The 23,109-nt window shown below is 39.1% G+C and carries 23 protein-coding genes; 5 read left to right on the forward strand and 18 right to left on the reverse strand.

Annotation, left to right across the window (positions count from 1 at the left end; all coding sequences use genetic code 11):
* The first annotated feature begins 9 nt into the window (after window positions 1-9).
* Window positions 10-660 (forward strand): TetR/AcrR family transcriptional regulator, encoded by a 651-nt coding sequence (locus tag PQO03_RS18965; RefSeq protein ID WP_274152588.1) that lies wholly within the window; start codon window positions 10-12, stop codon window positions 658-660.
* On the opposite strand, the gene PQO03_RS18970 is transcribed toward PQO03_RS18965, so the two are convergent.
* The 10 genes from PQO03_RS18970 to rpmJ all read right to left on the reverse strand — a co-directional run bounded on the left by PQO03_RS18970 (window position 650) and on the right by rpmJ (window position 8,888).
* Window positions 650-1,474, reverse strand: coding sequence for a sigma-70 family RNA polymerase sigma factor (locus PQO03_RS18970; protein ID WP_274152590.1), 825 nt, complete (start codon window positions 1,472-1,474; stop codon window positions 650-652). The two genes, PQO03_RS18965 and PQO03_RS18970, sit on opposite strands and share 11 nt — an antisense overlap.
* Before the next feature lie 8 nt (window positions 1,475-1,482).
* Complete coding sequence (ygfZ, locus tag PQO03_RS18975) at window positions 1,483-3,144, reverse strand: CAF17-like 4Fe-4S cluster assembly/insertion protein YgfZ (protein WP_274152591.1); 1,662 nt, start codon at window positions 3,142-3,144, stop codon at window positions 1,483-1,485.
* Window positions 3,125-4,750 carry a hypothetical protein gene (locus tag PQO03_RS18980; protein ID WP_274152592.1) on the reverse strand — a complete coding sequence of 542 codons (1,626 nt, stop codon included), beginning with the start codon at window positions 4,748-4,750 and terminating at the stop codon, window positions 3,125-3,127. Before PQO03_RS18980 ends, ygfZ begins: the two co-directional genes overlap by 20 nt.
* Before the next feature lie 388 nt (window positions 4,751-5,138).
* Window positions 5,139-5,753 carry a hypothetical protein gene (locus PQO03_RS18985; protein WP_274152594.1) on the reverse strand — a complete coding sequence of 205 codons (615 nt, stop codon included), beginning with the start codon at window positions 5,751-5,753 and terminating at the stop codon, window positions 5,139-5,141.
* 59 nt (window positions 5,754-5,812) lie between these two features.
* Window positions 5,813-6,259 (reverse strand): 50S ribosomal protein L17, encoded by a 447-nt coding sequence (gene rplQ, locus PQO03_RS18990; RefSeq protein ID WP_337993450.1) that lies wholly within the window; start codon window positions 6,257-6,259, stop codon window positions 5,813-5,815.
* On the reverse strand, window positions 6,249-7,274 hold the full coding sequence (locus PQO03_RS18995; RefSeq protein ID WP_274152595.1) for a DNA-directed RNA polymerase subunit alpha: 1,026 nt from the start codon (window positions 7,272-7,274) through the stop codon (window positions 6,249-6,251). The genes rplQ and PQO03_RS18995 overlap by 11 nt, the downstream gene beginning before the upstream one ends.
* A 21-nt stretch (window positions 7,275-7,295) precedes the next feature.
* Window positions 7,296-7,913, reverse strand: a complete 618-nt coding sequence (gene rpsD / locus PQO03_RS19000) for a 30S ribosomal protein S4 (protein ID WP_274152597.1) — start codon at window positions 7,911-7,913, stop codon at window positions 7,296-7,298.
* Window positions 7,914-7,918: 5 nt separating this feature from the next.
* Complete coding sequence (gene rpsK, locus PQO03_RS19005) at window positions 7,919-8,353, reverse strand: 30S ribosomal protein S11 (RefSeq protein ID WP_274152599.1); 435 nt, start codon at window positions 8,351-8,353, stop codon at window positions 7,919-7,921.
* A gap of 21 nt (window positions 8,354-8,374) precedes the next feature.
* Window positions 8,375-8,767, reverse strand: a complete 393-nt coding sequence (rpsM, locus tag PQO03_RS19010) for a 30S ribosomal protein S13 (RefSeq protein WP_274152600.1) — start codon at window positions 8,765-8,767, stop codon at window positions 8,375-8,377.
* A 4-nt stretch (window positions 8,768-8,771) separates the two neighbouring features.
* The gene (rpmJ, locus tag PQO03_RS19015; protein WP_274152602.1) at window positions 8,772-8,888 is read right to left on the reverse strand and encodes a 50S ribosomal protein L36; all 117 of its coding nucleotides are present in this window, start codon (window positions 8,886-8,888) and stop codon (window positions 8,772-8,774) included.
* Between the two features lie 266 nt (window positions 8,889-9,154).
* On the opposite strand from rpmJ, the gene PQO03_RS19020 reads away from it, so the two are divergent.
* From PQO03_RS19020 to PQO03_RS19035, 4 genes are all read left to right on the forward strand, one after another.
* Complete coding sequence (locus PQO03_RS19020) at window positions 9,155-10,414, forward strand: diaminopimelate decarboxylase (RefSeq protein ID WP_274152604.1); 1,260 nt, start codon at window positions 9,155-9,157, stop codon at window positions 10,412-10,414.
* Between the two features lie 181 nt (window positions 10,415-10,595).
* Window positions 10,596-11,666, forward strand: coding sequence for an alpha/beta hydrolase (locus PQO03_RS19025; RefSeq protein ID WP_274152605.1), 1,071 nt, complete (start codon window positions 10,596-10,598; stop codon window positions 11,664-11,666).
* 88 nt (window positions 11,667-11,754) lie between these two features.
* Window positions 11,755-13,560, forward strand: coding sequence for a sulfatase-like hydrolase/transferase (locus tag PQO03_RS19030; protein WP_274152607.1), 1,806 nt, complete (start codon window positions 11,755-11,757; stop codon window positions 13,558-13,560).
* Window positions 13,561-13,709: 149 nt separating this feature from the next.
* On the forward strand, window positions 13,710-15,536 hold the full coding sequence (locus tag PQO03_RS19035) for a sulfatase family protein (RefSeq protein WP_274152609.1): 1,827 nt from the start codon (window positions 13,710-13,712) through the stop codon (window positions 15,534-15,536).
* A gap of 46 nt (window positions 15,537-15,582) precedes the next feature.
* Here the strand turns inward: PQO03_RS19035 and PQO03_RS19040 are convergent, their stop codons facing one another.
* The 8 genes from PQO03_RS19040 to ilvN all read right to left on the reverse strand — a co-directional run bounded on the left by PQO03_RS19040 (window position 15,583) and on the right by ilvN (window position 23,100).
* A complete protein-coding gene (locus tag PQO03_RS19040; RefSeq protein WP_274152610.1) occupies window positions 15,583-17,490 on the reverse strand; it encodes a hypothetical protein in 1,908 nt (635 codons plus the stop codon).
* Complete coding sequence (locus tag PQO03_RS19045) at window positions 17,487-18,233, reverse strand: hypothetical protein (RefSeq protein ID WP_274152612.1); 747 nt, start codon at window positions 18,231-18,233, stop codon at window positions 17,487-17,489. The genes PQO03_RS19040 and PQO03_RS19045 overlap by 4 nt, the downstream gene beginning before the upstream one ends.
* 206 nt (window positions 18,234-18,439) lie before the next feature.
* On the reverse strand, window positions 18,440-18,826 hold the full coding sequence (locus PQO03_RS19050; RefSeq protein WP_274152614.1) for a glycosyltransferase: 387 nt from the start codon (window positions 18,824-18,826) through the stop codon (window positions 18,440-18,442).
* 236 nt (window positions 18,827-19,062) lie between these two features.
* Window positions 19,063-19,422 (reverse strand): hypothetical protein, encoded by a 360-nt coding sequence (locus tag PQO03_RS19055; protein WP_274152616.1) that lies wholly within the window; start codon window positions 19,420-19,422, stop codon window positions 19,063-19,065.
* Window positions 19,423-19,472: 50 nt separating this feature from the next.
* Window positions 19,473-20,504: a uroporphyrinogen decarboxylase gene (hemE, locus tag PQO03_RS19060; RefSeq protein ID WP_274152618.1), complete on the reverse strand. Its 1,032-nt coding sequence runs from the start codon at window positions 20,502-20,504 to the stop codon at window positions 19,473-19,475.
* On the reverse strand, window positions 20,504-21,775 hold the full coding sequence (hemL, locus tag PQO03_RS19065) for a glutamate-1-semialdehyde 2,1-aminomutase (RefSeq protein WP_274152620.1): 1,272 nt from the start codon (window positions 21,773-21,775) through the stop codon (window positions 20,504-20,506). The genes hemE and hemL overlap by 1 nt, the downstream gene beginning before the upstream one ends.
* Entirely contained in the window at window positions 21,776-22,591 is an 816-nt protein-coding gene (locus PQO03_RS19070) for a transglutaminase family protein (protein ID WP_274152621.1), read from the reverse strand.
* Between the two features lie 11 nt (window positions 22,592-22,602).
* Entirely contained in the window at window positions 22,603-23,100 is a 498-nt protein-coding gene (ilvN, locus tag PQO03_RS19075) for an acetolactate synthase small subunit (protein WP_274152622.1), read from the reverse strand.
* Between the last annotated feature and the right edge of the window lie 9 nt (window positions 23,101-23,109).

Below are 23,109 nucleotides of genomic sequence, written 5' to 3' on the forward strand. Positions count from 1 at the left end.
GATTATCACATGGATCTATCCCACTACTCACGACAAAACACCAAAACGCGAATTTTGATTGCTGCCTCACGAGTTTTTTCTCAGAAAGGTTATGAAAACACCACTGTACAAGACATTTGCACCGCATCCGATGCAAATATTGCCGCTGTTAACTACCATTATAAAAGCAAAGAAAATCTCTACAAAACAGTATGGACTCATCTGTATACAATAAATGAGGATGCAAACAATGAAATCTTCCGAGATGACCTCGATCCTGAACTACAACTTCGTCACTTTGTCAGTAATCGCGTGAAATCTACTTCTGATGAAGGTGAATTAGGCTTTTTGTCAAAGCTTATTTCTTATGAACTCAACAGCCCTAGCCCCAGCTATGACTACTTATATGAAACATATATTCAACAGCGTTGTAAGTGGATTCTCAACTTAGCCAATCGTCTGTCAAATAAGAGCTTATCTGATTCTACTTTGGCGCAAATATTCTTTTTTATTAATAGCCCCATTATTCGCTTGAATGATCACCTAAGTGATAAAAAACGAAGTCAAACAAATGACCCCATCAATAATGATGAGATGATTGATAATATGTATAATTATATTTTAGGTGGAATTAAACAAATATGCCAAGAACAACAGCAGCAGAAACCACTTATTTCTTAATCTCATCCAAATGCCGAGAGAGCTTCTTCAAGGCTTTATGTTGAATTTGCCTTACCCGCTCTCGAGTTCGTCCGATGAGCTCACTTATTTCGTCTAAAGTATGTTGATCTCCTCCATCGAGGCCATAGCGCATACTGATAATAAGCTTCTCTCTTTCTGATAAATGCTTCTCTACACATTCCTCTAGAAGGTTTTTAACATCTCTTTCATCCATTTCCCCACCGGGAATCGATGCCATTAAATCTGGCAACATATCTTCTAAAACGCCACCCTCGCCATCTTTCAAGCTTGTGCTTAGCGATATAGCAGGAGACGTTGCCGCTACTTTTAAATTGTGTACCGATCGCGGGGATATATCTGCGGCTTCCGCAATTTCAGCTTCACTTGGCACTCTACCAAGTTCTTCAGCTAAATGCATGGCAACTCTTTGAATTTTATACATTTTAACTGCTGATTGTACGGGGATGCGAATGACACGACTTTGTTCCGCAACACAGCGACGAATAGCTTGCTTAATCCACCAAGCTCCATAAGAAGAAAATTTCGCCCCCATGCCTGGCTTAAACTTTTCGACCGCTTTCATTAGGCCTATATTGCCCTCAGAAATTAAATCGGCTAAAGGGACTCCCAAAGATTTAAAATCATGTGCTATCTTGACAACTAAACGCAAATTTCCGACTATTAGTTGTTCCCTTGCGGTCTCTGATCCTCGTTCAATCAATTCTGCTAGTTCTATTTCATCATCTCGAGAGATTAATGGTAATTCTGCTATATTATTCATATAACTGCGCACACTCTCGTCAATAAAATACATACTAAGCCCTAGTTTAATTGTTGTAGAAGCATCTCCATTTCTTGTTTTGGCATTAACTCACCTTTCTCATGTGCAATTACAATGCCTTTTAACAAGAGGGACTTAGCCTCTTCTTCTCTTTTCACTAGTATATAGGCTCGAGCTAGCAAAGTACAGCAAACGGAATAATCTCTTTTAAGCTCCAGGCATTTTTCTAAATATTTTATTGCTTCATCTGCCTGCTTAAGCTCTAAGGCAATTTTTCCTAAGCCAAAATTAGCCGCTAAGTCGTCAACATCTATTTCTAAGACTTCATTAAACATCCCTCGACGTCTTTCACGCTCAGCATTCGCCGCTGTTTCTAAATCTTTATTATTAATTTTTTGCTTACGTTTAGCAGCCGCTATGCGAAATGTGGTCAATGTCCCTTCTTGCTTCTCTGCTTCAGCTTCATCTATCATGCCCTTTTTCATATAAAAAACAGAAAGATTGGTGTAGGCCATTACAGTATTGGGGCTGAGCTCCTTAAGTCGTTTCATCAGTTCTATTGCTTCATCAAAACGTTCATGCCGTGAAAGCAAGACACCCAAAGCCTCATAGGCATCTTGATAACTAGGATCTAAATACAAGGCCCGCTTCAATAAAGGCTCCGCGGCAATATCTTGTACTTCATCTGATGTCGCAAATAACTCTAGGGCTTGATAATAACATTCGCGCGCAAGCTCTATTGCATTGCTTTCCGCAACAGGAGGCAAAGAACTCACATTCCCTTTATATTCTTGACACTCACTATCAATAAAACTCACACTCATGCCAGGTTCACGAAACTTTTTATTTAGATAGACATAAAGAATGAATTTTTTTAAGACTGGTGACCAAGTTTGACTTTTATAAAGTCCAATTTTTTTGCCGTCTATTGTACATAAGAAATCATTTTGCTTGAGTTCAGCAGGAACTGAATCAACAAGGATGGCACTAAGGTAACGATTCACATTGCCTCTATACTTAACTCTTGCAACGATTTCTTGTCCCGTAAAGCATCCCTTGGTATAGGATACACAATGCAATTGCAAACCACTTTCTGGCAATAAGGTACTTTGATTATAATCAGCATCTTGAATGGGAAAACCCGCTTCCATTCGCAAACTTTTAAATGTCTCATCGCACATTTCTAACTTAAGCGCTGGTGGCGTTTTTTCTGCTGTAATTAAAATCGCACTATCCAGACCTAGGAACCCTGCTGTTAATAAATATTGTGAATTATGCTCGTAGATACGTCGAGCTTCTACTTGTTGAATGCCCATCTCTTTCATCATCGATGAACTTGCATCAAGTTTATATAAATGATAAAGCTTTAATTCATTTCGCAGAGTTAAGTCTGCGTCTTCCATAATGATGTGCTTCTCTAAGTGTGCCTTCACATCATTCACCACTGATCTTGCACACAGAAGATAAAAATTATTCTTATTAATCTTAAGTAAAAAATGATGTGAAATAATCTTTCCCTGCGGAGTCAATAAAGATGATAAATGCATACTTTTATCATTTAATTCTTTAACATCATTGGTACTCTGCCCCTGTAGTACAGCCTCAGCATCATCTCCTTTGACCTCAAGCAGACAAAAATCCTTTAATTCATAAAACGAGCTATCTTTTTGGACATTATTATAGTTATTGAGCCAATTCATCATTCTCTACATTTGGATTAAATTTATGTTCTATCCCACGACTATACATGCTAATTTTAATCTCACTCTCTAATTTGAAATAACAGTAATTAGAATAATGTAAAATCTTAGACCCTTGGCAAGAAGTCAGGTATTTACCATTTCGAGAAAAAGAGTTATATAGACGAAACCACAAACGGGCGAGTATCGTTACTGGAGGTTTATTCTTTAATGAACTCACCACTAATTGAATAATACTTTTATCATTAAGCTCTAATTTTCTGGCAAAAGAGTAATGTACATCTCCCGAAAGAATTATGATTTTCCTGTAAGTTGAGTTCAAAATATTTTTTTCTAAGTACCTCAATGAATTCGATTCATCACTCACCTGATCAGCAGCATGCCAACCTTCTCGATCAATTAAAGAAACGGATGACGGTAGAAACGCTAATAAACTCTGAAGACGCTCTATCGCCTCATAAGCATAAATTGGTGACGGGCTGACAAGAATGCAGTCATTATTCTGATTATCATCTCTTAGTAATTCGTCAATTTTACTCAATTTCAATAATCCTGCGGGCAACTGAGCTGTCTCACCCCCGTAGCGATGATTACGAGTATCTAGAAAGATAAAATCTCGTGCAGCTATAGATAAGCTAAATGACCAATCAGCTTCGTCAACAAGACGTGAGGACAAGTCTTTTTGAGAACTTTGAAGCCCTACATATGAATCTATTACTTGATCGTATTCACCATACTCACCGTAATTTCCCATTGATTGAAACAAATAGCCTACCGCATAAGCATTTGCCAAAACTTGAAATCCACATTCGTTTATGTTCTCTAACCAAAAATTATTGATTTTAAGGTCATCGCTTACATCATGATCATCCATTTGCATATAAACAGGAACATTGGCAAAGAGTTTTCGAACTTTCGTTAAATCACTGCGATTAATGATCTTTTCATTTTTCTCCCAAAGCTCATCACTCCAAGACAAAAGATATAAGATGATGAATTCACCTAAGGACAATAAATGATTTTTAGATTTTCTACTTGTTAAACCGATAGACTTACAGAGCTTTTTCCGATTAGTTAAATTTGACACCTTAGTCTGAGGAAATCCATACTGTTTTACTAATTCGGTGATTTTCGCAAACAAGCCATCACTTATATCATCACTATAAACTTGATCTCCAGTCAATATCAACATTTGCGGACGCTCACCACCCTGAGTAAACGCGTCTAACATCTTTGGGAGACAATCCTCTTCATGAGATGAGAGTTTGCGGCAGGACCCTGTCAAAATACGTTCTGAGCCAAACTCAAAGGATGGATGCAAACTCAATCCATCTAAACTTAGAGATAAGTCACTTATTATACTCTCTTGTTTATTTATTATATCGTAATGATAAGTACAGCCTTCGTCTAATTGAAGTGTCGCTCGAAATATATAAAAAAATATTTTATTGGCGAAGGGAATCTTGCGGACATCGCAACTTAGAGTGAGTGCTTTATCATTTTTAAAGACCTGAAGCGTCAGATCTAGATCTTCTTCAAGGATAATCTGTACCGAAATAAAGTCCTTTTCAACACGTCGTAAATGCGGCCCAGATAATACGCGACACATGATTCTTCTCCTCTTAGATAAACTTTATTAAGGTAATAAAATTTATCAAAAAATCAATTGATATACAGAGGGAAATAAAAAAGACTGTTACTTACGCTAGGAGGAGGATAGGAGGTATGGAGGATAGGAATAAGCATAAGTAACAGTCCATACACACACTATGTTCCTTGATGATAATTTAACAAATAGACTTGGTGTTTTTTCTCACAAAAACTATAAATAGTACAAATCTGTATAGATAGCGGTCGCAAAAAAAAGCCGTTGCCTATGTAAATGGAGGGGAGGTATGGAGGAAAGGAGGATACATAGACAACGACCTATATGTAAACTACCCACAAGAAAGAAAATTACAAGAGTTCATGATTAAAAAATGAAGATTATGTTAATGTTAAATCTGAACTCGAACTCCGCTTTCATCCAAAAGTCGTAAGGCCCAGAACTCAAATTCTAACCACTTTGATTGAGGTAAATCAGGAATGGCTTCTCTTTTTTCTGCTGCCTGTACTAAGCGCTTCAAAAAGCTCTGTTGCTGTGGAGTGAAATTATTAAGCTCAGGCAAAGCTCCGAAATCTTTTAGGAAATTAATAAAAAGACAAACCCGCCAAGCTAAATAGTTGCCATCATTTAAAAAGTCCTCAAGGGCTTGTAGGCATGTTTTAAAAGTTAAAGGACAAGCATGGTTTTGACTACTTAACTGTAAAATTGTCTGTGATAACTCACAGGCATTATGGAAATTATCATACGATTCAGAAAGTATATCATAACTATGTATAAGCTCGATACACTCACCTTTATATAAAGCATTATCATCTAGCTGTAAAGTAGTTTTATTGAGCTGCTTTTCCAAACTCACCTTCATGACACGAAAAAGCCCTGGCTCATAAAAATCTTTACTGCGCTTAAACACAAAGACCAAACGACCCAAATCAGGTGATAATGCCCAAACAAGAAAATCTCTTCCCTTACTTGCATCCACCTTGAGAATTATAATAATAGTTTCCATAAACAAAAAAACCGCTGGGAATAAACCCAGCGGTTAAAAAGCTTTACGCTAAAAAGCGATTAAGCTTCTTTAGTGCCTTCAGATGTTTCTTCTGCAGCAGCTTCATCAGCTACTACTTCTTCAACTTCTTCTGCAGCTTCAAAGTTGGCTTCAAAACCAACGAGCTCAACTAGTGCTAGTTCAGCATTATCACCACGACGCTTACCGAGACGGAGCACACGAGTGTAACCACCATTACGATCTTTGAATGTAGGGGCGATATTGTCGAAAAGCTCTCTTACAGCATCCAAATCACGGATAACTGAAATTGCTTGACGACGTTGGTGAAGATCACCAGCTTTCGCTAATGTAATCATTTTAGATGCTTGACGGCCTAATTCTTTGCCTCTTACAATGGTAGTTTTAATACGACCATGTGTAAAGAGACTAGTAAGCATATTAGCCATCATACATTTGCGGTGACTTGTCGAACGACCAATCTTGAAAACTTTCTTTCTATGACGCATCGGACTTCATCTCCTCTTTTTCGAGTTTCTTGTTGAAAGCCACACGAACTTCATCTTTGAGTTTCATGTTGAGGGTAATACCCATCTCGAGCATTTTATCTTTAATTTCATCGAGTGACTTTTTACCAAAGTTCCTGTATTTAAGCATTTCTGATTCACTTTTCTGAATCAATTCGCCGAGGTACTTTATTTCTGCATTTCTTAAGCAGTTCTGAGCACGTACGCTAAGTTCTACTGAAGTTACAGGTATGAGCATTTTACTGAGGATCGCTTCGTCTTCAGGAGTCTGAATAAGACTTGCAGTACTATCTTCCGGATTGTCATCTGTGAATACACAGAGATGATCACGAAGGATAATTGCAGACTTTCTAAGCGCATCTTCAGGTGAGATACGACCGTCTGTCCAGATTTCCAATTCAACTTTATCATAATCCGTCATTTGACCAACGCGTGTGTCAGATACATCGTAACTTACACGTTCAATTGGACTGAATAATGAATCGACAGGAATTAAACCGATTGGTGCTTCTGAAGGTTTATTATCTTCAGCAGACTTCCAACCGCGACCAGAAGCCACTTCAAATTCTATTCTAAGTGGGGTATCTTTGTCCAAAGTGCAAATATACTGCTCAGGGTTAACCACTTGAGTCACACCGTCAGTAACAATATCTGCCGCAGTAACTGGGCCCTTCGTATTAGCGCGAAGTTCAAGTTTGCGAGGAAGGTCACCATCTGCAGTAAAACGGACATTTTTGAAGTTTAATACAATTTCAGTAACATCTTCCACTACATCTGCTGCTTGAGCATATTCGTGAAGAACGCCGTCAATCTTGATCCACGTAACTGCTACGCCTTCTAATGAGTGCAATAGTACACGTCTTAGGCCATTGCCTAAAGTGTGACCAAAGCCTTTCTCGAATGGTTCTGCGATAAATTTACCGTACTTTTCAGTAGCTGTAGCTTCGTCTAAAACCATGTTTTGAGGCATAGCAAATTGTGCTTTTGTAGAGCCCATATAGATCTCCAATTAGTAATATTATTTTGAGTAAAGTTCTACGACCATCAATTCGTCTGCAACAGAAGGAATTTCTTCGCGTTCTGGGAGACGTACGATTTCACCTTTTAGTTCGTCCTTAATAAGACTTACCCATTCAGGAGTTTCGCCACGAGTACCATCAAGGTGTCTTTGAACGAGAGCTTTTGAACGAGAAGAATCTTTAAGAGTCACTACATCACCAGGGCGAACACTGTATGATGAGATATTACAACGACGACCGTTGATACGAACGTGACCGTGACCAACTAATTGACGAGCAGCTGAACGAGTTGGAGCGAAACCTAAACGATAAACAACGTTATCAAGACGAGCTTCGAGAAGAATCATCAAGTTGTTACCAGTTACACCACTAAGCTTTGCAGCACGATCGAAAGTAATACGGAATTGCTTCTCTCTTAGACCGTAAGTGATTTTAAGTTTTTGCTTTTCAATAAGCTGCTTACCATACTCAGAAAGCTTCTTTCTTGCAGCGTTAGCACCGTGAACACCAGGAGGATTCGGGCGCTTAGCTAGAACTTTATCATATTTCATGTTACCGAAGAGGTTGACACCAAAACGACGGCAAATTTTACCTTTATTTCCGGAATACTTACCCATGTGGACTAAACCCTTCTTCTCTTAGGTGGACGACAGCCATTGTGTGGGATGGGTGTAACGTCTTTAATTAAACTAATGTCAAGACCTGCAGCACTAACACCACGAACCGCTGATTCACGACCTGCGCCAGGACCTTTAACTCTTACTTCAACTTCACGCATACCGTAAGTCATTGCACGCTTAGAAGCTTCAGTTGCTACTAGTTGAGCTGCGTAAGCAGTACTCTTTCTAGAACCTTTGAAGCCCATTTTACCTGCTGATGACCAGGCAAGAACATTACCGTGTACGTCAGAAATTGATACTTTAGTATTATTGAATGATGCAACAACGTGGACGATACCATTTGTTACGTTTACAGGAGTGCGACCTTTTGCACCCTTCTTTCTTGTGACCTGTTTAAGCTGAATAGCGTTTGGGTCGTCTTCTAAAAAATCTGCCATAATATATTTTCCTAAAGGAGATTATTTCATTTGGTTACGTGCTGATTTGTCACGTACCGCACCGATAGTCTTCTTCTTACCTTTTCTCGTACGAGCATTTGTTTTGGTTCTCTGACCGCGACAAGGAAGACATCTCTTGTGACGGATACCGCGATAGCAGTTAACCGCTTGAAGACGACGTACAGAAAGAGCAAGCTGCCTTCTGAGATCACCTTCAACTTCATAAGTTGAATCTAACAACTTAGTGATAGACGAAATATCGCTATCGCTAAGTTCTGATGCACGTTTATCTGGATTAATTTTTGCTGTATTTAAAATCTCAAGTGCAGTTGCAGCACCGATACCATAAAGATACGTAAGAGAGATTTTAATTTTTTTGTTTGTCGGTAAATCGACACCCATAATTCTTGGCATATAACTACCCTTGTCTCTGTTTGTGTCTAGGGTTCTTGTTACAGATGATTCTGACAACGCCCTCCCGCTTAATTACGCGGCAATGTTCACACATTTTTTTAACTGAAGCTCTAACTTTCATTTTTAAAATCCTAAAAATTTTACTCTGTTTTGGATTTGTTTACACAAGTCCTAAATTAATACACATAAAACCTAAATAATAAGCGCATATAATAGCCGAAGCTATGCACTTGTCAAAACGAGCTTAGTAAAAAAGTTAGATAGGCTTTTTTTCTGAACTGTAACAACATTTATTATGGCTTTATCTATGTCTAGATCTTGCGGGGAATGGAATGGATGCAACATTAGGCGGATTAATTAATTAAACAAGTCATTCAAAATATTTTTATGCAACATTTTACTTTCCTCAACAAAGAACTCATCTCTGCACTCACAGCAGAACACAGCACCCCCTTCTATATATATTCACAAAATACTATAGAACAACAGTGTGAAACTATACTTTCTATCCCTGCCCCCTTTGGTCTAACGGCTCGTTACGCGATCAAAGCTAACCCCAATACTGCTATCTTAAAGGTCATCGAAAATACTGGATTCCATTTTGACGCCTCTAGTGAATATGAAGTCATTCGTTGCTTAAAGGCTGGTATCTCAGCTGACAAAATACAGTTAACCTCTCAAGAAATGAGCTCTGAACACTTAGAACTCATTATCAAAGAGGGTGTCCGCTTTAATGCCTGTTCCCTCGAGCAATTACGTCGCTACGCTACTTTAGCACCTCGGGGCAGTGAAATATCTATCCGCATCAATCCGGGCCTCGGCTCTGGATCAAGTCGTAAAACTAATGTTGGTGGCCCTTCTTCATCTTTTGGAATTTGGTTTGAACAAGTCGATGAAGCAAAACAACTCGCTGCCGATTGCGGACTTCGCATCACTCGCCTTCATTCTCATATTGGATCAGGAGCAGACCCAGCTGTCTGGGAACGTGCCGCAAGCCTCACCCTAGCCGTTGCACGCCAACTTCCCGAAGTTGTAACACTCAATCTTGGCGGAGGATTCAAAGTCGCTAGGCATGCAGGAGAAGTTTCAACTTCAATTGAAGCCGTTGGCAAAGTTGTCGCCGATGTGTTACTAAAAGAAGCTCAAGAAACTGGACGTGAATACCACCTAGAATTAGAACCTGGAACTTTCCTCGTTGCTAACGCAGGCTCACTCATCTGCTCAGTTGACGACATCACCACTACTGGTGACAATGGCTACACTTTCCTAAAAATCAACGCTGGCATGGATATGCTCACACGCCCTGCCCTCTACGCAGCCCACCACCCTTGTATTCCTTTTACTGATTCTACCAATGAAGTAGAATACGTCATTACGGGACACTGCTGTGAAAGCGGCGACCTCTTCTCTGTTTCAGCAGACGACACCTTAGAACCACGTCTTCTACCCGAAGCTCAGATTGGCGATACCCTTATTATAGAAGGAGCAGGAGCCTACTGCGCCTCGATGTCACTCAAAAACTATAACTCCTTTCCACAAGTCGCTGAACTAATTTTGGACAATCAAGATAAGGCCCACACCATTCGCCAACGCGAAAGCATGGAGCAAATCTTAATTAATGAAGTTTTACCCACTTACCTTACTTAACAAAGGTATCTTTACATCTCTGAGAAATGAGAAGATACAGACCTCGAGATAATGCTTTCATTATTTCGAGGTCGAAAATTTTCATTAGTAATCTTCACCACAGATTAGGTCAATTACTTCCCTTTGTTAATAAGCATACAACAACACTTTTTTATTTCGTTTCCAAATAATAGGGATACTTATGCGCTTTTTTCTCGTTCTATTTTTCATCACTGTCCACTTATCTGCAAGCTCGTCCTTAGAAAGTTTACCCAAGCCCATTTTCAATATCAAAGTACCTCAGACTCTACCAGAGAAATTTAATGAGCACCATTTAAGAAAGCTCTCCCCGAGCTCTCTTAGACACACAGCGTCACAACATGCTCAATCAGGAAAACTGCAGAGCGCCTTACAATTCCAGTACTGGGCATGCAACATAGATGAGACCCAAGGACTCTATGACTTAGCTTGTTATTATGCCCTAAACAAAGATATTGATTCCTCTGTTTACTTCCTACAAAAAGCCGCTCTCAATGAAGGTGTCGATTACTCTTGGGCACTTAAGGATAAAGACCTTATCCCTGTCATGAACTCAAAATATTGGGAGAAACTCAGACCCTGGCTAAAAAAGTGCTTTTCTAGCTGGCATGAGAGTAAATATTTTCGTTCCCCCATCATTAAACCAAGTACAGGAGAATCTGAGGTATTATTAATCGGACTCCATGGCTACGGCTCCGTACCAGAGGACTTCGCGAGTGACGAAGATCAAGGTTTTGCCGATAAACACAAAGTGACCTTCATGGGTATCAGTGGCTCAGTTCCTTTAGGCCGAAACTCATTCATGTGGTCAGAGGACATCGATAAAGACTCACAACACATCTTTCAAATTTTAAAGCAGAGTAATATTGATCTCAAAAAAGAAAAACGCCCTGTAATATTAATCGGCTTTTCTCAGGGAGCACAATTATCTACTGAATTACTCGCCAGGTACCCTCACCTATTCAAAGGTATTATCACTCTCTGCCCTGGAGCTCGCTACGACTCTCAATTACCTAAAGTAAAAGAATCCGTAGATTTAAGCAAGAAAAAAGCTGTGATCATCTGTGGTTCCAATGAACACAAAGGCAACTTAGAACTGAGCAAATCTAACTTCACATGGCTCACTAAACACAAAGCAATTGTACGCTACAGTAAAATCAAAGGCCTGGGACACTCCTTCCCTCCGAATTTCTACGACAAACTAAATGATTACCTGATCTTCATTCTGAAATAAATAATAGTAAAAATAATACCTCCAGGTGTAGCACATCCACTAATCCTATGTTGTTATAAGTGTAATTACACGATAACTGGAACTCGCTATGTACAAATTATTTATTTTCACGACATTGATTCTAGGATCTATCTTGGCTCAAGAACAACCAAATATCCTATGGCTCACCAGCGAAGATAACAATATCAATTGGGTAGGCGCTTACGGCAACCCTTATGCTGACACCCCCAATATTGATGCTCTCGCCAAAGAAGGTTTCTTATACACCCACGCCTATGCTAACGCCCCCGTCTGCGCCTCCTCCCGTTCCACATGGATTACCGGTATATTAGCACTTTCCATGGGCACACATCCCATGCGTAGTCGTTATGATATCCCCCACGACAAAATCCAATATTACCCTGACCTTCTTAAAGAAGCTGGCTACTACTGTTCAAATGTAGTGAAAACTGATTACAATATAGGAGGTCGTGCAGACAATGATTGCTGGGACTCTACGATACTCGACTGGAATCTTCTCAAGACAAAACAGCCTTTTTTCCAATTCATTAATAGTGCACAATCTCACGAAGCACATGCTTTTGGCGATATCACCAAATCTAAGCGAGACCCTCAAAATGTAAGGCTCGCTAAATATCACCCCGATATTTTAGTCATGCGCCAAAACTATAACCATTACCACGATGCTGTAAAACGCATGGATGATCACATCGGAAAATTACTTAACGCACTCAAAAGAAACGGCCTAGAAGAAAACACCATTGTCATCTACAACTCGGATCATGGTGGCGTCTTACCCCGTAGTAAACGCTTCCTTTATAATAGTGGCACTCACTGTCCTCTAATCATTCGTATCCCAGAAAAATTTAAACATCTGTGGCCTGCCACAAAGACAAACTCCAAAGTAGATCACCTCGTTAGTTTTGTAGATATGACAAAAACTTGGCTAAGTATAACAGGTTCAAACACACCCAGTTATCTTCAAGGGAATATTTTCCTCGGACCGAACAAAGAACCGGAACGCCCCTATCACTTCAGTTTTCGCACCCGCATGGACGAAAGATGTGACAATGTTCGCGCCATTCGCAATAAACAGTTCCTCTATATACGCAATTATATGCCCTACGCTCCAAGAGGACAGAAATTATCTTATCTCTGGAAGATGAAAGCCACACAAGCCTGGGAATATCACCACAAAGAAAACAAAACAGATGAAATCACCGGCCGTTTTTTCCAAACCAAAATCATGGAAGAGCTTTACGATACAAGTAAAGACCCCGACAACATCAACAATTTAATCGATCAAGTTGAATACAAAGAAGTCATCCGAGAACTCCGTACGGCTCTTAACAATCAACAAAAAGCTATCTACGATGCTGGCATGCTTCCTGAAAGTGAGGTCGTCGAAAAAGCAAAACAAGCCCAACTCACTATTTACGATTATGTCCGTGATCCAAAACTCTATCCACTTAACTCTTATTTAGAGACATCTGAAATCGCTTTACAAAATGATCCCGTAAACCTAAAGATACTTGTAGATAAACTACAAGATAATGATTCTGGTATCCGTTACTGGGCAACAGTTGGCCTCTTTAATCTACAGGACCAAATAACTATTGATCCAAAGCTCATCGAGCCTCTGCTCAATGATAAATCTCATCACGTCCGAGTCATGGCCGCTTGGATACTTTACAAGAATGGCAATAAAAACACTGCTAGAAATACTTGGAATCAATTATTACGAGACAGCTCTTATGCTTCACTGAAAATTTTTAATGTCATCGATTGGATTAAAGACGATCCAAATATCTACTTAGAGTCGATGATAGCCTGTCGATATCAGCATGGCCACTATATAAACAAGATGAAAGAGCAGTTTGGTATTACGCATTAAAACAAAATATCTCTGCCACTTCCCTATTGATTTCTATACCCCCTCTGAGTTTACTGCGCAATAAAATTAAAAAAAGACATACAAGTGTATCACTTTCGGCAATTCTGCCGTGTAGTATAAATGTAATCACTCTATTAACGGAACCCACTATGTACAAAATATTTATTCTAACCGCCTTACTCTTAGGCTCACTAAATGCTCAAGAGCAGCCCAATATCCTATGGCTTACAAGCGAAGACAACAATATCAACTGGGTAGGCGCTTACGGCAACCCTCACGCTGACACACCCAATATAGATGGGCTCGCTAAAGAAGGCTTCTTATATACCCACGCCTATGCTAATGCCCCCGTTTGTGCTCCCTCCCGCTCTACATGGATTACTGGAGTACTCGCTCTCTCCATGGGAACACACCCCATGCGCAGTCGCTACGAAATACCCCACGATATAATCAAGTACTATCCAGACCTTCTTAAAGACGCCGGCTACTACTGCTCAAATGTCACAAAAACTGATTATAATATAGGAGGTCGCTCAGATAAGGATTGCTGGGACTCAAACAAACTTAACTGGAAGATCCTCAAACAAAAACAGCCTTTTTTCCAAGTTATTAATAGTACAAAATCACATGAATCTAAAGCCTTTGGTGACGTCACTAAATCCAAGCGAGACCCTCAGAATGTTACGCTTGCTAAATATCATCCAGATATTTTAACGATTCGCCAAAACTACAATCATTATCATGATGCTGTAAAATCAATGGATGACGATATCGGAAAGTCACTTGCGGACCTCGAAAGAAATGGCTTAGTAGAAAACACGATAGTAATATATAACTCCGACCATGGAGGAGTCCTACCACGGAGTAAGCGCTTTCTTTTTAATAGCGGTACTCACTGCCCACTTATCATCCGTATACCTAAAAAATTCAAGCACCTCTGGCCCGCAGCAAAGACCAATGCAAAAGTAGATCATCTCGTCAGCTTTGTAGACATGACAAAAACTTGGCTCAGCTTAGCAGGCGCCAAAACCCCCAACTACCTCCAAGGCAATGTTTTCCTCGGTCCAAAACAAGAAAAAGAACGCCCCTATCACTTCAGCTTTCGCACCCGCATGGATGAACGATGTGATAATATTCGCGCTATTCGCAATAAGCAATTCCTTTATATCCGCAACTATATGCCCTACGCCCCTTGGGGACAAAAATTAACCTACCTCTGGAAGATGAAAGCCACTCAAGCATGGGATACTTACAATAAAGAAAATAAGACTAACGACATCACTGGACGTTTCTTTAAAACCAAACCCATGGAAGAACTCTACGACACAAGTAGAGATGCGGATAACATCAACAACTTAATCAATCAGCCTGAATACAAAGAAATTATCCAAGAACTTCGCACTGCTCTTAATAACCAGCAAAAAGCTATTTATGATGCGGGGATGCTTCCTGAAAGTGAAATCGTAGAAAAAGCAAAAGAAGCGAAACTCTCTATTTATGAATATGTACGCGAACCCAAACTCTATAAGCTCAATGATTATCTAGAAACATCTGACATCGCATTACAAAATGACCCGATAAACCTAAGTATCCTCATAGATAAATCAAAGGACACTGAATCTGGAGTACGTTACTGGGCAACTATCGGTCTCTTTAACTTACAAGATACAATATCAATCAATCCCGTAATCATAGACTCCTTACTCAATGATGAATCACACCATATTCGCGCCATGGCTGCTTGGATGGCTTACAAAAATGGCGACAAGGTCACCGCAAGAAACACCTGGAATTCCTTACTGAAAAATAACTCCTACGCATCGCTAAAGATCCTCAATATCATTGATTGGATCAAAGACGACCCAAAGCTCTATTTAGATTCAATGAAGGCCTGTAACTACAATCACAACGGCTACGTCAACAGAATGAAAGAACAGTTTGGTATCAACACCAAGAATAAAGGAAAAACTTTATAGAATTCCTCTCCTAAACCTAAGCTATAAGAGCTAAGCTTAGGTTTGATTACAGACGTATGTACAAACTACACCCAACATAAAATGCTGAATACTCCCCTGGGTCTTGATACCACAAAGAGTAACCTGCTTGAACTTTAAAAAATACATCCGTCTGGATCCCCATTAAAAATTGTCCGCTAATATCTCCTCCTGGTTCAAAACTATTCATATCTTCATCTCGATGTACACCTAAAGCAAAATTAGCATTAAACTGCTTAGTTGCATCGATTTCATATTGCCCCCAAAGCATCAATGAATAACGTTGATAAAAGCCAGGATCATAATACCCATTCTCCTCTTCATCGTTATTAAAACCATAGATTATAATCATCGGCCCCACATCTAGATCATATTTTAATCTCCTTAATAGTGGCTGACTATGGCTTAAAGCGAAACGGTAGCGACCATTACCATCCGATAAGTCATCGTAACCTGCACTAAAACGCACAAAATGCTCAACTTTGTATTGACTAGTAAACCCTGCTTCATAACTATTATTACGAATATTCAAAGAAACACTGCGAGGTGATACATCAAAGTAACGACGTCTATAACTTGAATACACTGATAACTGATCACTAATTCTCAAATCACCGCGTAAATCCGCTATATACAAATGATCAGACTCATGATAACTATAACCTCCTCCAGTAGTTAATTGTAAGTCTCTATCCACTTGATAGACACCTCCTAGTATATAGCGATAAATATCAATACTTTTTTCACCATCTTCTCGATCAAATTCGGAACTACGTGATGCCTGTAAGTAGCTATGCTCTTGATCCAAAGTTAAGGTTAAATCTGGCGAAACCACCGTCCTCCAACCTACCCGGTCATCAAAACGCACTAATTCATCGCTATCTCTTGCATATTGTGCTTCAAATTCAGGACCGGAAGAATTGTCTATTTTCTCGGCATTTTTCAAGTATTTGATTTCAACTTGGTGCTCAGGAACAGAAATTCTTTGTAACTCTAAACTCGCATCTGACCTATAACCTGCTTGACGATAAGCAACGATCTTTGAATACATAGCTTGAAAAGCATCTTGTTCTTTTGGGTCCAACTGCTCTAATTCTTTTAATGAATGTTCTGCATAAGCTGCCCATGCATAGGTTCTCGCTTTTTCCAAAATCAACTCAACTTCTCCTTGTTGTGATTGAGGTGCAGAATTCAAAACACTTATAGAAGCGTAATAGGCTCCTACCCATCGCAAATACCGTGAATACTCTAGACGATACTCAAGTTTATCAGGATATCTCTCGAGCAAATCCCTCATTGATTGGATGGCCTCATCTAACCGCCCTTCATTACTTAAATGCTTATATAATTTAAACTTCACCTCATCATTATTAGGATCTTTGCTAAGTAATTTTAAATAGCCCTCCCTTGCCTTATCCATATATCCTGCCCAAGCTGCTAATACACAATAATCAGTCATTAGGGTTTCATTATCAGGATTTAATTCCAAGGCCTTCTCACAAAAATCAAACGCCATCTTAGCATCATTTAATGCCGAATAAGTTTGATATGTTTTTTGTAGAACGAGCAAATTGCGACTGTCTTCTCCATGAGCTATCAGAAGAACCTCTAGGGCTTTTTCATGTTTCTTTTGTAAATTGTAAATATCTGACAAACGCAGATACGTTTTTATACCTTGCGGCTTAAGCTTTAAGTAAACATGATAGTTCTCAATCGCTATAGCATAATCTTTCTTAAACTCAGCATTCAGAGCTAATTGCAAAATCTCTTGAGCTGTAACTTTCTCTTCATGAACTTGCTGATCCTCAACACTTGAACTCGACGAATCAAAACCTTGAAGTTGGTAATCAAAAATAGTCTCTTCATTTTTTAATGCCTGAGCATTTATCACACCGATAAACATCATTAAAAAAAAAGTGCCGCATGTAAGTTTCATTTGCGCCAGTGCCTTTCTTTACTAATCCATATATCACGAGCAAAACGAAACATAACAACAATATCAAATAGCATCATTAAATAGCGTATGGGAGTAATCAAGAGTGCTTCAAAAAACATCTTGACTCTCTTTTTTTTAATACAGAAAACTAAAATTGTTGTACTAATTAAAGCCTCCCCAATCATTGTTAAAATAAGAGGCTCCCACATTTGATAAGTAATCAAAAAAACAATAGGAAAAGCAAGCTTTTCGCAAAGTCCCGTGAAAATAATCACGCCAATGTCTCGTCCATATAAGCGTGTATACTCGTGCCCATCATCACTATGCGAATTTGAACAAATGCCCTCTGCTGAAACTTCATCATGCTTTTTATTGCCTTTTAAAGGGTGACGCTTGGTGAATTTGAAGATCGAATAAAGAAGGCTATCAAAATAATAGCAACTTTTAAGAAATGAGGAGGACCACATCATCACCTGCTTGGGTACGTTTTGACACTCTGGCTCAATCGTTCTTGATTCAACATCAGAAATATGAACATTTCTATAGCCCTCTTCTGCCAGGGCAAAGCCGATAAAAATATCCTCCGAATCCGTCAAATCATCCCCGAGTATAGGTTCATATTCATCAAAAATATTCTGTAAATATTTCCTTTTATATCCCACCGCACAACCTATGGGATTAACAATCGAGCCACAATAATTCATTTCAGCTTTGTAGATAAAGCGCTGCAAAAAGAGATACATTATTTTTCTATAACAATTACTTATAAAGCGACTCATATGATGCCATAACCCCAAGGACATTTCTCCTTGTACATGATGCTCTAAACTATACCTAGCTACATGCTCCTCACTCAAATACTTTTTTCGCTTGCGAAAACTTTCTGGCAACACCACGCCGCACGCACTAGCCACATCATCATATTTATATAACTCTTGCACAACACGCTCTAAATAAGAACTAGAGTCAAAACTGTATCTCCATCTAATACGAACTCTACATCTGCATCACTCGATCTAGCCTCAAATTTAAGAGCAGGAGTTTTCCCCACATGCTCACGACGTACTATCACATCCAAATCCATGCCAATATCATCGGCAAAACCCTTCGCTATCTCCACCGTTCTATCGGTACTGTTATCATCAATTAAAAGCACCTTACGATACTTAAAAATCTGTTCTTTTAAGGATTCCAAACAAAGTAGAATATTTCTTTCTTCATTATACGTAGGTATCAAAACATCAACCATTGTATCTACATATTTTGCTTTCTTTAAATAGCCGGCAAGACATATCAGAGTTGTCGGAGTCACTGTAAACCAAGGCATAAAGGCCATAATAAGCTCCACATTTTCAGTAAAAAAAATCTTTCTTTGAACTAAACCTACTAGGGCGAATTTTGAAATACAAAAAATTCAGACATCCATCCCATATCACATGGGGTTTTTCATGGAAAATTAACTTTTATAACATAAGACACTGATTAGCAACACGTTATTTATTTAACATGCTCGCTCACCAATAAAAAAAGCCGGCAACTAAGCCGGCTTTTTATTGCATCTATCGGTAAAATCTACTGATTAAAATGACGCTCTAACTCACTATAAACTGTATTGACAGAATCTTGAGCACCCACCACTAAGTAACGGCGTGAGGAAACTTTATATTTAGAACTTCTTGCCGTCAATGGCTCAAAATTGATTTTCACAACAGTCTCAAAGTACTTCACTTCGAGGCTAAGTTTTGCACTATCATCTGCCACAAGCTTATCATCAAATAATTGCATTGCCTGACTCCACGCTTCTTCAGCGGAATACGGAGCATAATTATACTTTGACGCTGACATAGAAGAGTACTCACCTGGATCACTTTGACATGATTGTGTCACAAGGGATAGGAAAGATAATACAATAAGCAATTTAATTAATTTCATTTTTTTCTCCAAAAGTTTTAAAAATTTAAGCCTTAGTTGATCAAGATCAACTACCTATTACGCCAAGACTTCACCGTATCCACAACAAACTTCACATTTTCTACTGGAGTCTTGGGCATAATGCCATGACCGAGATTAAAAATATGCCCTTTAAGTCCTTTGGCCTGCTCTCTAATGAGCTCAAGTTTTTCAGCCAAAATCTCTTTATTGGAGAAAAGTGCCGCCGGATCTAAGTTTCCTTGGAGAACCTTTGAGTTCTTACATAAGTCTTTTGCAACTGTGAGAGGTAAGGTCCAATCAGTACCTAAAACATCTGCCTGTGATTCTACCACAGAATCAAAATAGGCATTGGCACCTTTAACAAAATGAATCACTGGCTTACCACCGGTTTCTTTCTTCAAGAAATCAATGATTTTACAGGTATAAGGATGTGAGTACTTCAAGTAATCTTCTCTACTTAATACACCGCCCCATGAATCAAAAATCTGAATAATTTGTGCACCTGCACGATATTGCTCTAGCAAGTAATGGCAGGTCATCTCAGCAATTTTATTCATCAATTGATCATATGCCTTAGGCTGAGTATACATGAAAGTTTTAATTTTGAGATAGGTCTTAGAACTACCACCCTCTATCGCATAAGAAGCCACTGTGAAAGGTGCCCCTGAAAATCCAATTAAATCTTTGTCTGCTGGAAGTTTTTTACGAATCATAGAGAGCGCTTCATAGACGTAATCAGATCCTTTCTTAACATCTGGAACGATAATACGATCTACATCTTCAGCTGTCTCGACTGGATTGTGGATAACCGGCCCACGACCTTCATAAAATTGTAAATCTAAACCCATTGGAATAAGTGGAGTTAGGATATCTGAAAAGAGAATTGCCGCATCAACATCGAGGATATCAATAGGCTGCATCGTAACTTCAACTGCATTTTCCGGCTGCATACACATCTCAAGAAATGAGAAATTTTCACGTACTGCACGATACTCTGGCATATAACGCCCCGCTTGCCTCATTAGCCAAACTGGTGTTCTCTCACATTTCTTACCTTGTGCTACGTCTAATAATAAACCCATTATTGATCTTCCTTTAAAAATTGTTCTAATGTGGATAGGTAATGATCCAAATCCTTTTCGGTATGTGCACTTGATAAAAAGTTTGCTTCATACTGTGACGGAGGAAGTAAAATATGATTCTTCAAAGCAAATTGAAAAAAACGACCAAAGCGATCGAAATCACACTCACCTACTTCATCCATATTCTTAGGTAAGGATCCTTTGAAAAATAAAGTAAACATCGATCCTAGTTGATTGAAACAAACATCACTACGACCCTCGATGATTTTTTGCACTCTATCATTGAGGTACTGTCCTAATTGATTCGTCTTTTCCCATACTTTGTCACGGAGGAATACCTCTAAGTTCTTAATCCCTGCAGCCATTGCTAAAGGATTACCTGAAAGTGTTCCTGCTTGATACACGGGGCCTAAGGGAGCAAGATTTAGCATAATATCTTTTCTACCACCAAAAGCACCTACAGGTAAACCACCACCGATAACTTTACCAAAACAGAATAAATCGGGAGTCACACCATAAAGATCTGCTGCTGTTTTTTCATGAACGCGAAAAGCACACATAACTTCATCAAATATCAACAATGCTTCATACTGATCACATAGTCGGCGCAAACCTAAAATAAAATCTTTATCTCCAGGTATTAAGCCCATGTTACCTGCAACAGGTTCTAAAATAATCGCTGCCGTCTGACCATCACGTAAAATAGTTTCTACAGATTCCAAGTCATTATAAATAGCCGTACGAGTTGTCGCGGTATAACCTTCTGGCACTCCAGCTGAACTCGCTGTTCCGAATGTAGAAACACCCGAACCTGCTTTGACAAGTAAGCCATCTGAGTGACCGTGATAACAACCTTCAAACTTAATAAATTGATCTTTGCCTGTAGCTCCACGCGCAAGACGAATTGCACTCATAGTGGCTTCTGTACCAGAACTCACAAAACGCACCATCTCTAAGCCTTTAATAGTCTCAGACATAAGTTTAGCGAGTTCATACTCAAGAGGACAACTCATGCCAAAACTAAATGCGGCATCAGCCTGTTTCTTCACGGCTTCAACTACCTCAGGATGAGCATGTCCGAGTACAGCAGGCCCCCAAGATAAGACAAAATCTAGATACTCGTCACCATCGACACTTGTTAAATAAGCACCTTTGGCTTTTTCAAAAAAAAGTGGATCACCACCTACTGCTCCAAAAGCTCTCACTGGAGAATCGACTCCACCTGGAATCAAGTCTTTGGCTTTCGTATAAAAATCATTTGATAGAGACATCTATACTCCTTTCATCATTTGTATGATACTTCCTGCTGCACGAAACTTTAGACTGCTACTCTGCTTCGCCCAAATACGGTACAAGTTGTTCATAATTCTTATTAAAATATCTGTTTCGCCAACAGGATCTAGCATCTCGTCCTGCAAGTCATAACCATAGTGATTAGTTAATTGGCGTAATTCACTTTTACTCACTTCATTAAAGCCTTCATTCGATGGATCATAATACCGGATGATTCCATCTGTACAGTCCTGCGCCAGAATAAAATATCCTGGTAGGTTAACGCCAAAGAACTTTAGTTTTTTGCGTTTCGCCAACAAGACAACTAAAGCACAAATAATAACAGGCATACCTTGCTGTGTCTTTAATAAATTAAATAAAGAGCAATTAGTTGCTAGCTGATAGTTAATCCCTTTAGCACTAAATTTTTCAAAAACAGTTTTAAAGTCTTCAAAACTCGGATTTTCTCCAAGCTCTAATTCCAAGGCTTTAATCCCTTTTTTAATTGCACTCTGTTGATCTTTATTACAGATTAAGGTATCAATTAAAATGAGTATACTTTCAAAAGAATCTTCATTTGCTGTTTCAAATGATCCTTGAATCTTTCTACTAATCTCATTCACTCGACGTGTATGAAGAAGCTTACTCAAAATTCCTTTAGCAGGTAACTCGAGCTCCTCCATTTTCATGGTCATTTCCTGTAAATCAATGAGATCGCTTTTGAGCAGGACATTGCATAGATTATCAAAGTCTTCATCACGACGACAAAGAAGATCTGATAATGCGTAAACTTTTCCAGTAAGGTGAGCTGCCATTGCAATTCACCCTAAGTGGGTTGATCTCCACGTGCAACTAACATTTGACCACTGCGGACCATTTCAACAATTTCATAGTTCTCTAAAAGGTCAATCATAGCATCTAACTTTGATGAGGCACCTGAGCACTCAATCACCAGAGAGTTATCTGTGAAATCGACTGTTTTTCCACCAAAGTGCTTCGTGATCTGCAAAATCTCACCGCGATTTGCACTATTCGCAAGAACTTTGATTAAAACCATTTCACGAACGATGGCTTCCGAATTCTTATGCTCGATACAGTGCATAACATCAACTAATTTCTCAAGCTGAAGTATAATTTGCTTGAGACTTTCAGCCGCACCTTTTGCCGCAATAGTGACACGAGAAAAGCGCCCATCCATTGCAGGTGAAGCTACTAAGGAATCGATATTAAATCCGCGACGAGAAAAAATTTGGCACATGCGCATTAATCCGCCAGGATTATTGGTAATGTAAATACTTATTGTATGTGTAGGATATTCTTTCATAACTTAATC

It is taken from the genome of Lentisphaera profundi (assembly GCF_028728065.1).
In the GTDB taxonomy this organism is placed as follows: Bacteria; Verrucomicrobiota; Lentisphaeria; order Lentisphaerales; family Lentisphaeraceae; genus Lentisphaera; species Lentisphaera profundi.

Coding starts and splice junctions, on each gene's coding strand:
- ygfZ (WP_274152591.1), bottom strand. CDS start 3,144: ATGATGAATTGGCTCAATAACTATAATAATGTCCAAAAAGATAGCTCG.
- PQO03_RS19050 (WP_274152614.1), bottom strand. CDS start 18,826: ATGGCCTTTATGCCTTGGTTTACAGTGACTCCGACAACTCTGATATGT.
- hemL (WP_274152620.1), bottom strand. CDS start 21,775: ATGTCTCTATCAAATGATTTTTATACGAAAGCCAAAGACTTGATTCCA.
- PQO03_RS18970 (WP_274152590.1), bottom strand. CDS start 1,474: ATGTATTTTATTGACGAGAGTGTGCGCAGTTATATGAATAATATAGCA.
- PQO03_RS19020 (WP_274152604.1), top strand. CDS start 9,155: ATGCAACATTTTACTTTCCTCAACAAAGAACTCATCTCTGCACTCACA.
- rpsD (WP_274152597.1), bottom strand. CDS start 7,913: ATGGGTAAGTATTCCGGAAATAAAGGTAAAATTTGCCGTCGTTTTGGT.
- rpsK (WP_274152599.1), bottom strand. CDS start 8,353: ATGGCAGATTTTTTAGAAGACGACCCAAACGCTATTCAGCTTAAACAG.
- ilvN (WP_274152622.1), bottom strand. CDS start 23,100: ATGAAAGAATATCCTACACATACAATAAGTATTTACATTACCAATAAT.
- PQO03_RS19025 (WP_274152605.1), top strand. CDS start 10,596: ATGCGCTTTTTTCTCGTTCTATTTTTCATCACTGTCCACTTATCTGCA.
- PQO03_RS19035 (WP_274152609.1), top strand. CDS start 13,710: ATGTACAAAATATTTATTCTAACCGCCTTACTCTTAGGCTCACTAAAT.
- PQO03_RS18980 (WP_274152592.1), bottom strand. CDS start 4,750: ATGTGTCGCGTATTATCTGGGCCGCATTTACGACGTGTTGAAAAGGAC.
- PQO03_RS18965 (WP_274152588.1), top strand. CDS start 10: ATGGATCTATCCCACTACTCACGACAAAACACCAAAACGCGAATTTTG.
- PQO03_RS19055 (WP_274152616.1), bottom strand. CDS start 19,422: ATGAAATTAATTAAATTGCTTATTGTATTATCTTTCCTATCCCTTGTG.
- PQO03_RS19040 (WP_274152610.1), bottom strand. CDS start 17,490: ATGAAACTTACATGCGGCACTTTTTTTTTAATGATGTTTATCGGTGTG.
- PQO03_RS19030 (WP_274152607.1), top strand. CDS start 11,755: ATGTACAAATTATTTATTTTCACGACATTGATTCTAGGATCTATCTTG.
- PQO03_RS18985 (WP_274152594.1), bottom strand. CDS start 5,753: ATGGAAACTATTATTATAATTCTCAAGGTGGATGCAAGTAAGGGAAGA.
- rpsM (WP_274152600.1), bottom strand. CDS start 8,767: ATGCCAAGAATTATGGGTGTCGATTTACCGACAAACAAAAAAATTAAA.
- PQO03_RS19045 (WP_274152612.1), bottom strand. CDS start 18,233: ATGTATCTCTTTTTGCAGCGCTTTATCTACAAAGCTGAAATGAATTAT.
- PQO03_RS18995 (WP_274152595.1), bottom strand. CDS start 7,274: ATGGGCTCTACAAAAGCACAATTTGCTATGCCTCAAAACATGGTTTTA.
- rpmJ (WP_274152602.1), bottom strand. CDS start 8,888: ATGAAAGTTAGAGCTTCAGTTAAAAAAATGTGTGAACATTGCCGCGTA.
- hemE (WP_274152618.1), bottom strand. CDS start 20,504: ATGGGTTTATTATTAGACGTAGCACAAGGTAAGAAATGTGAGAGAACA.
- PQO03_RS19070 (WP_274152621.1), bottom strand. CDS start 22,591: ATGGCAGCTCACCTTACTGGAAAAGTTTACGCATTATCAGATCTTCTT.
- rplQ (WP_337993450.1), bottom strand. CDS start 6,259: ATGCGTCATAGAAAGAAAGTTTTCAAGATTGGTCGTTCGACAAGTCAC.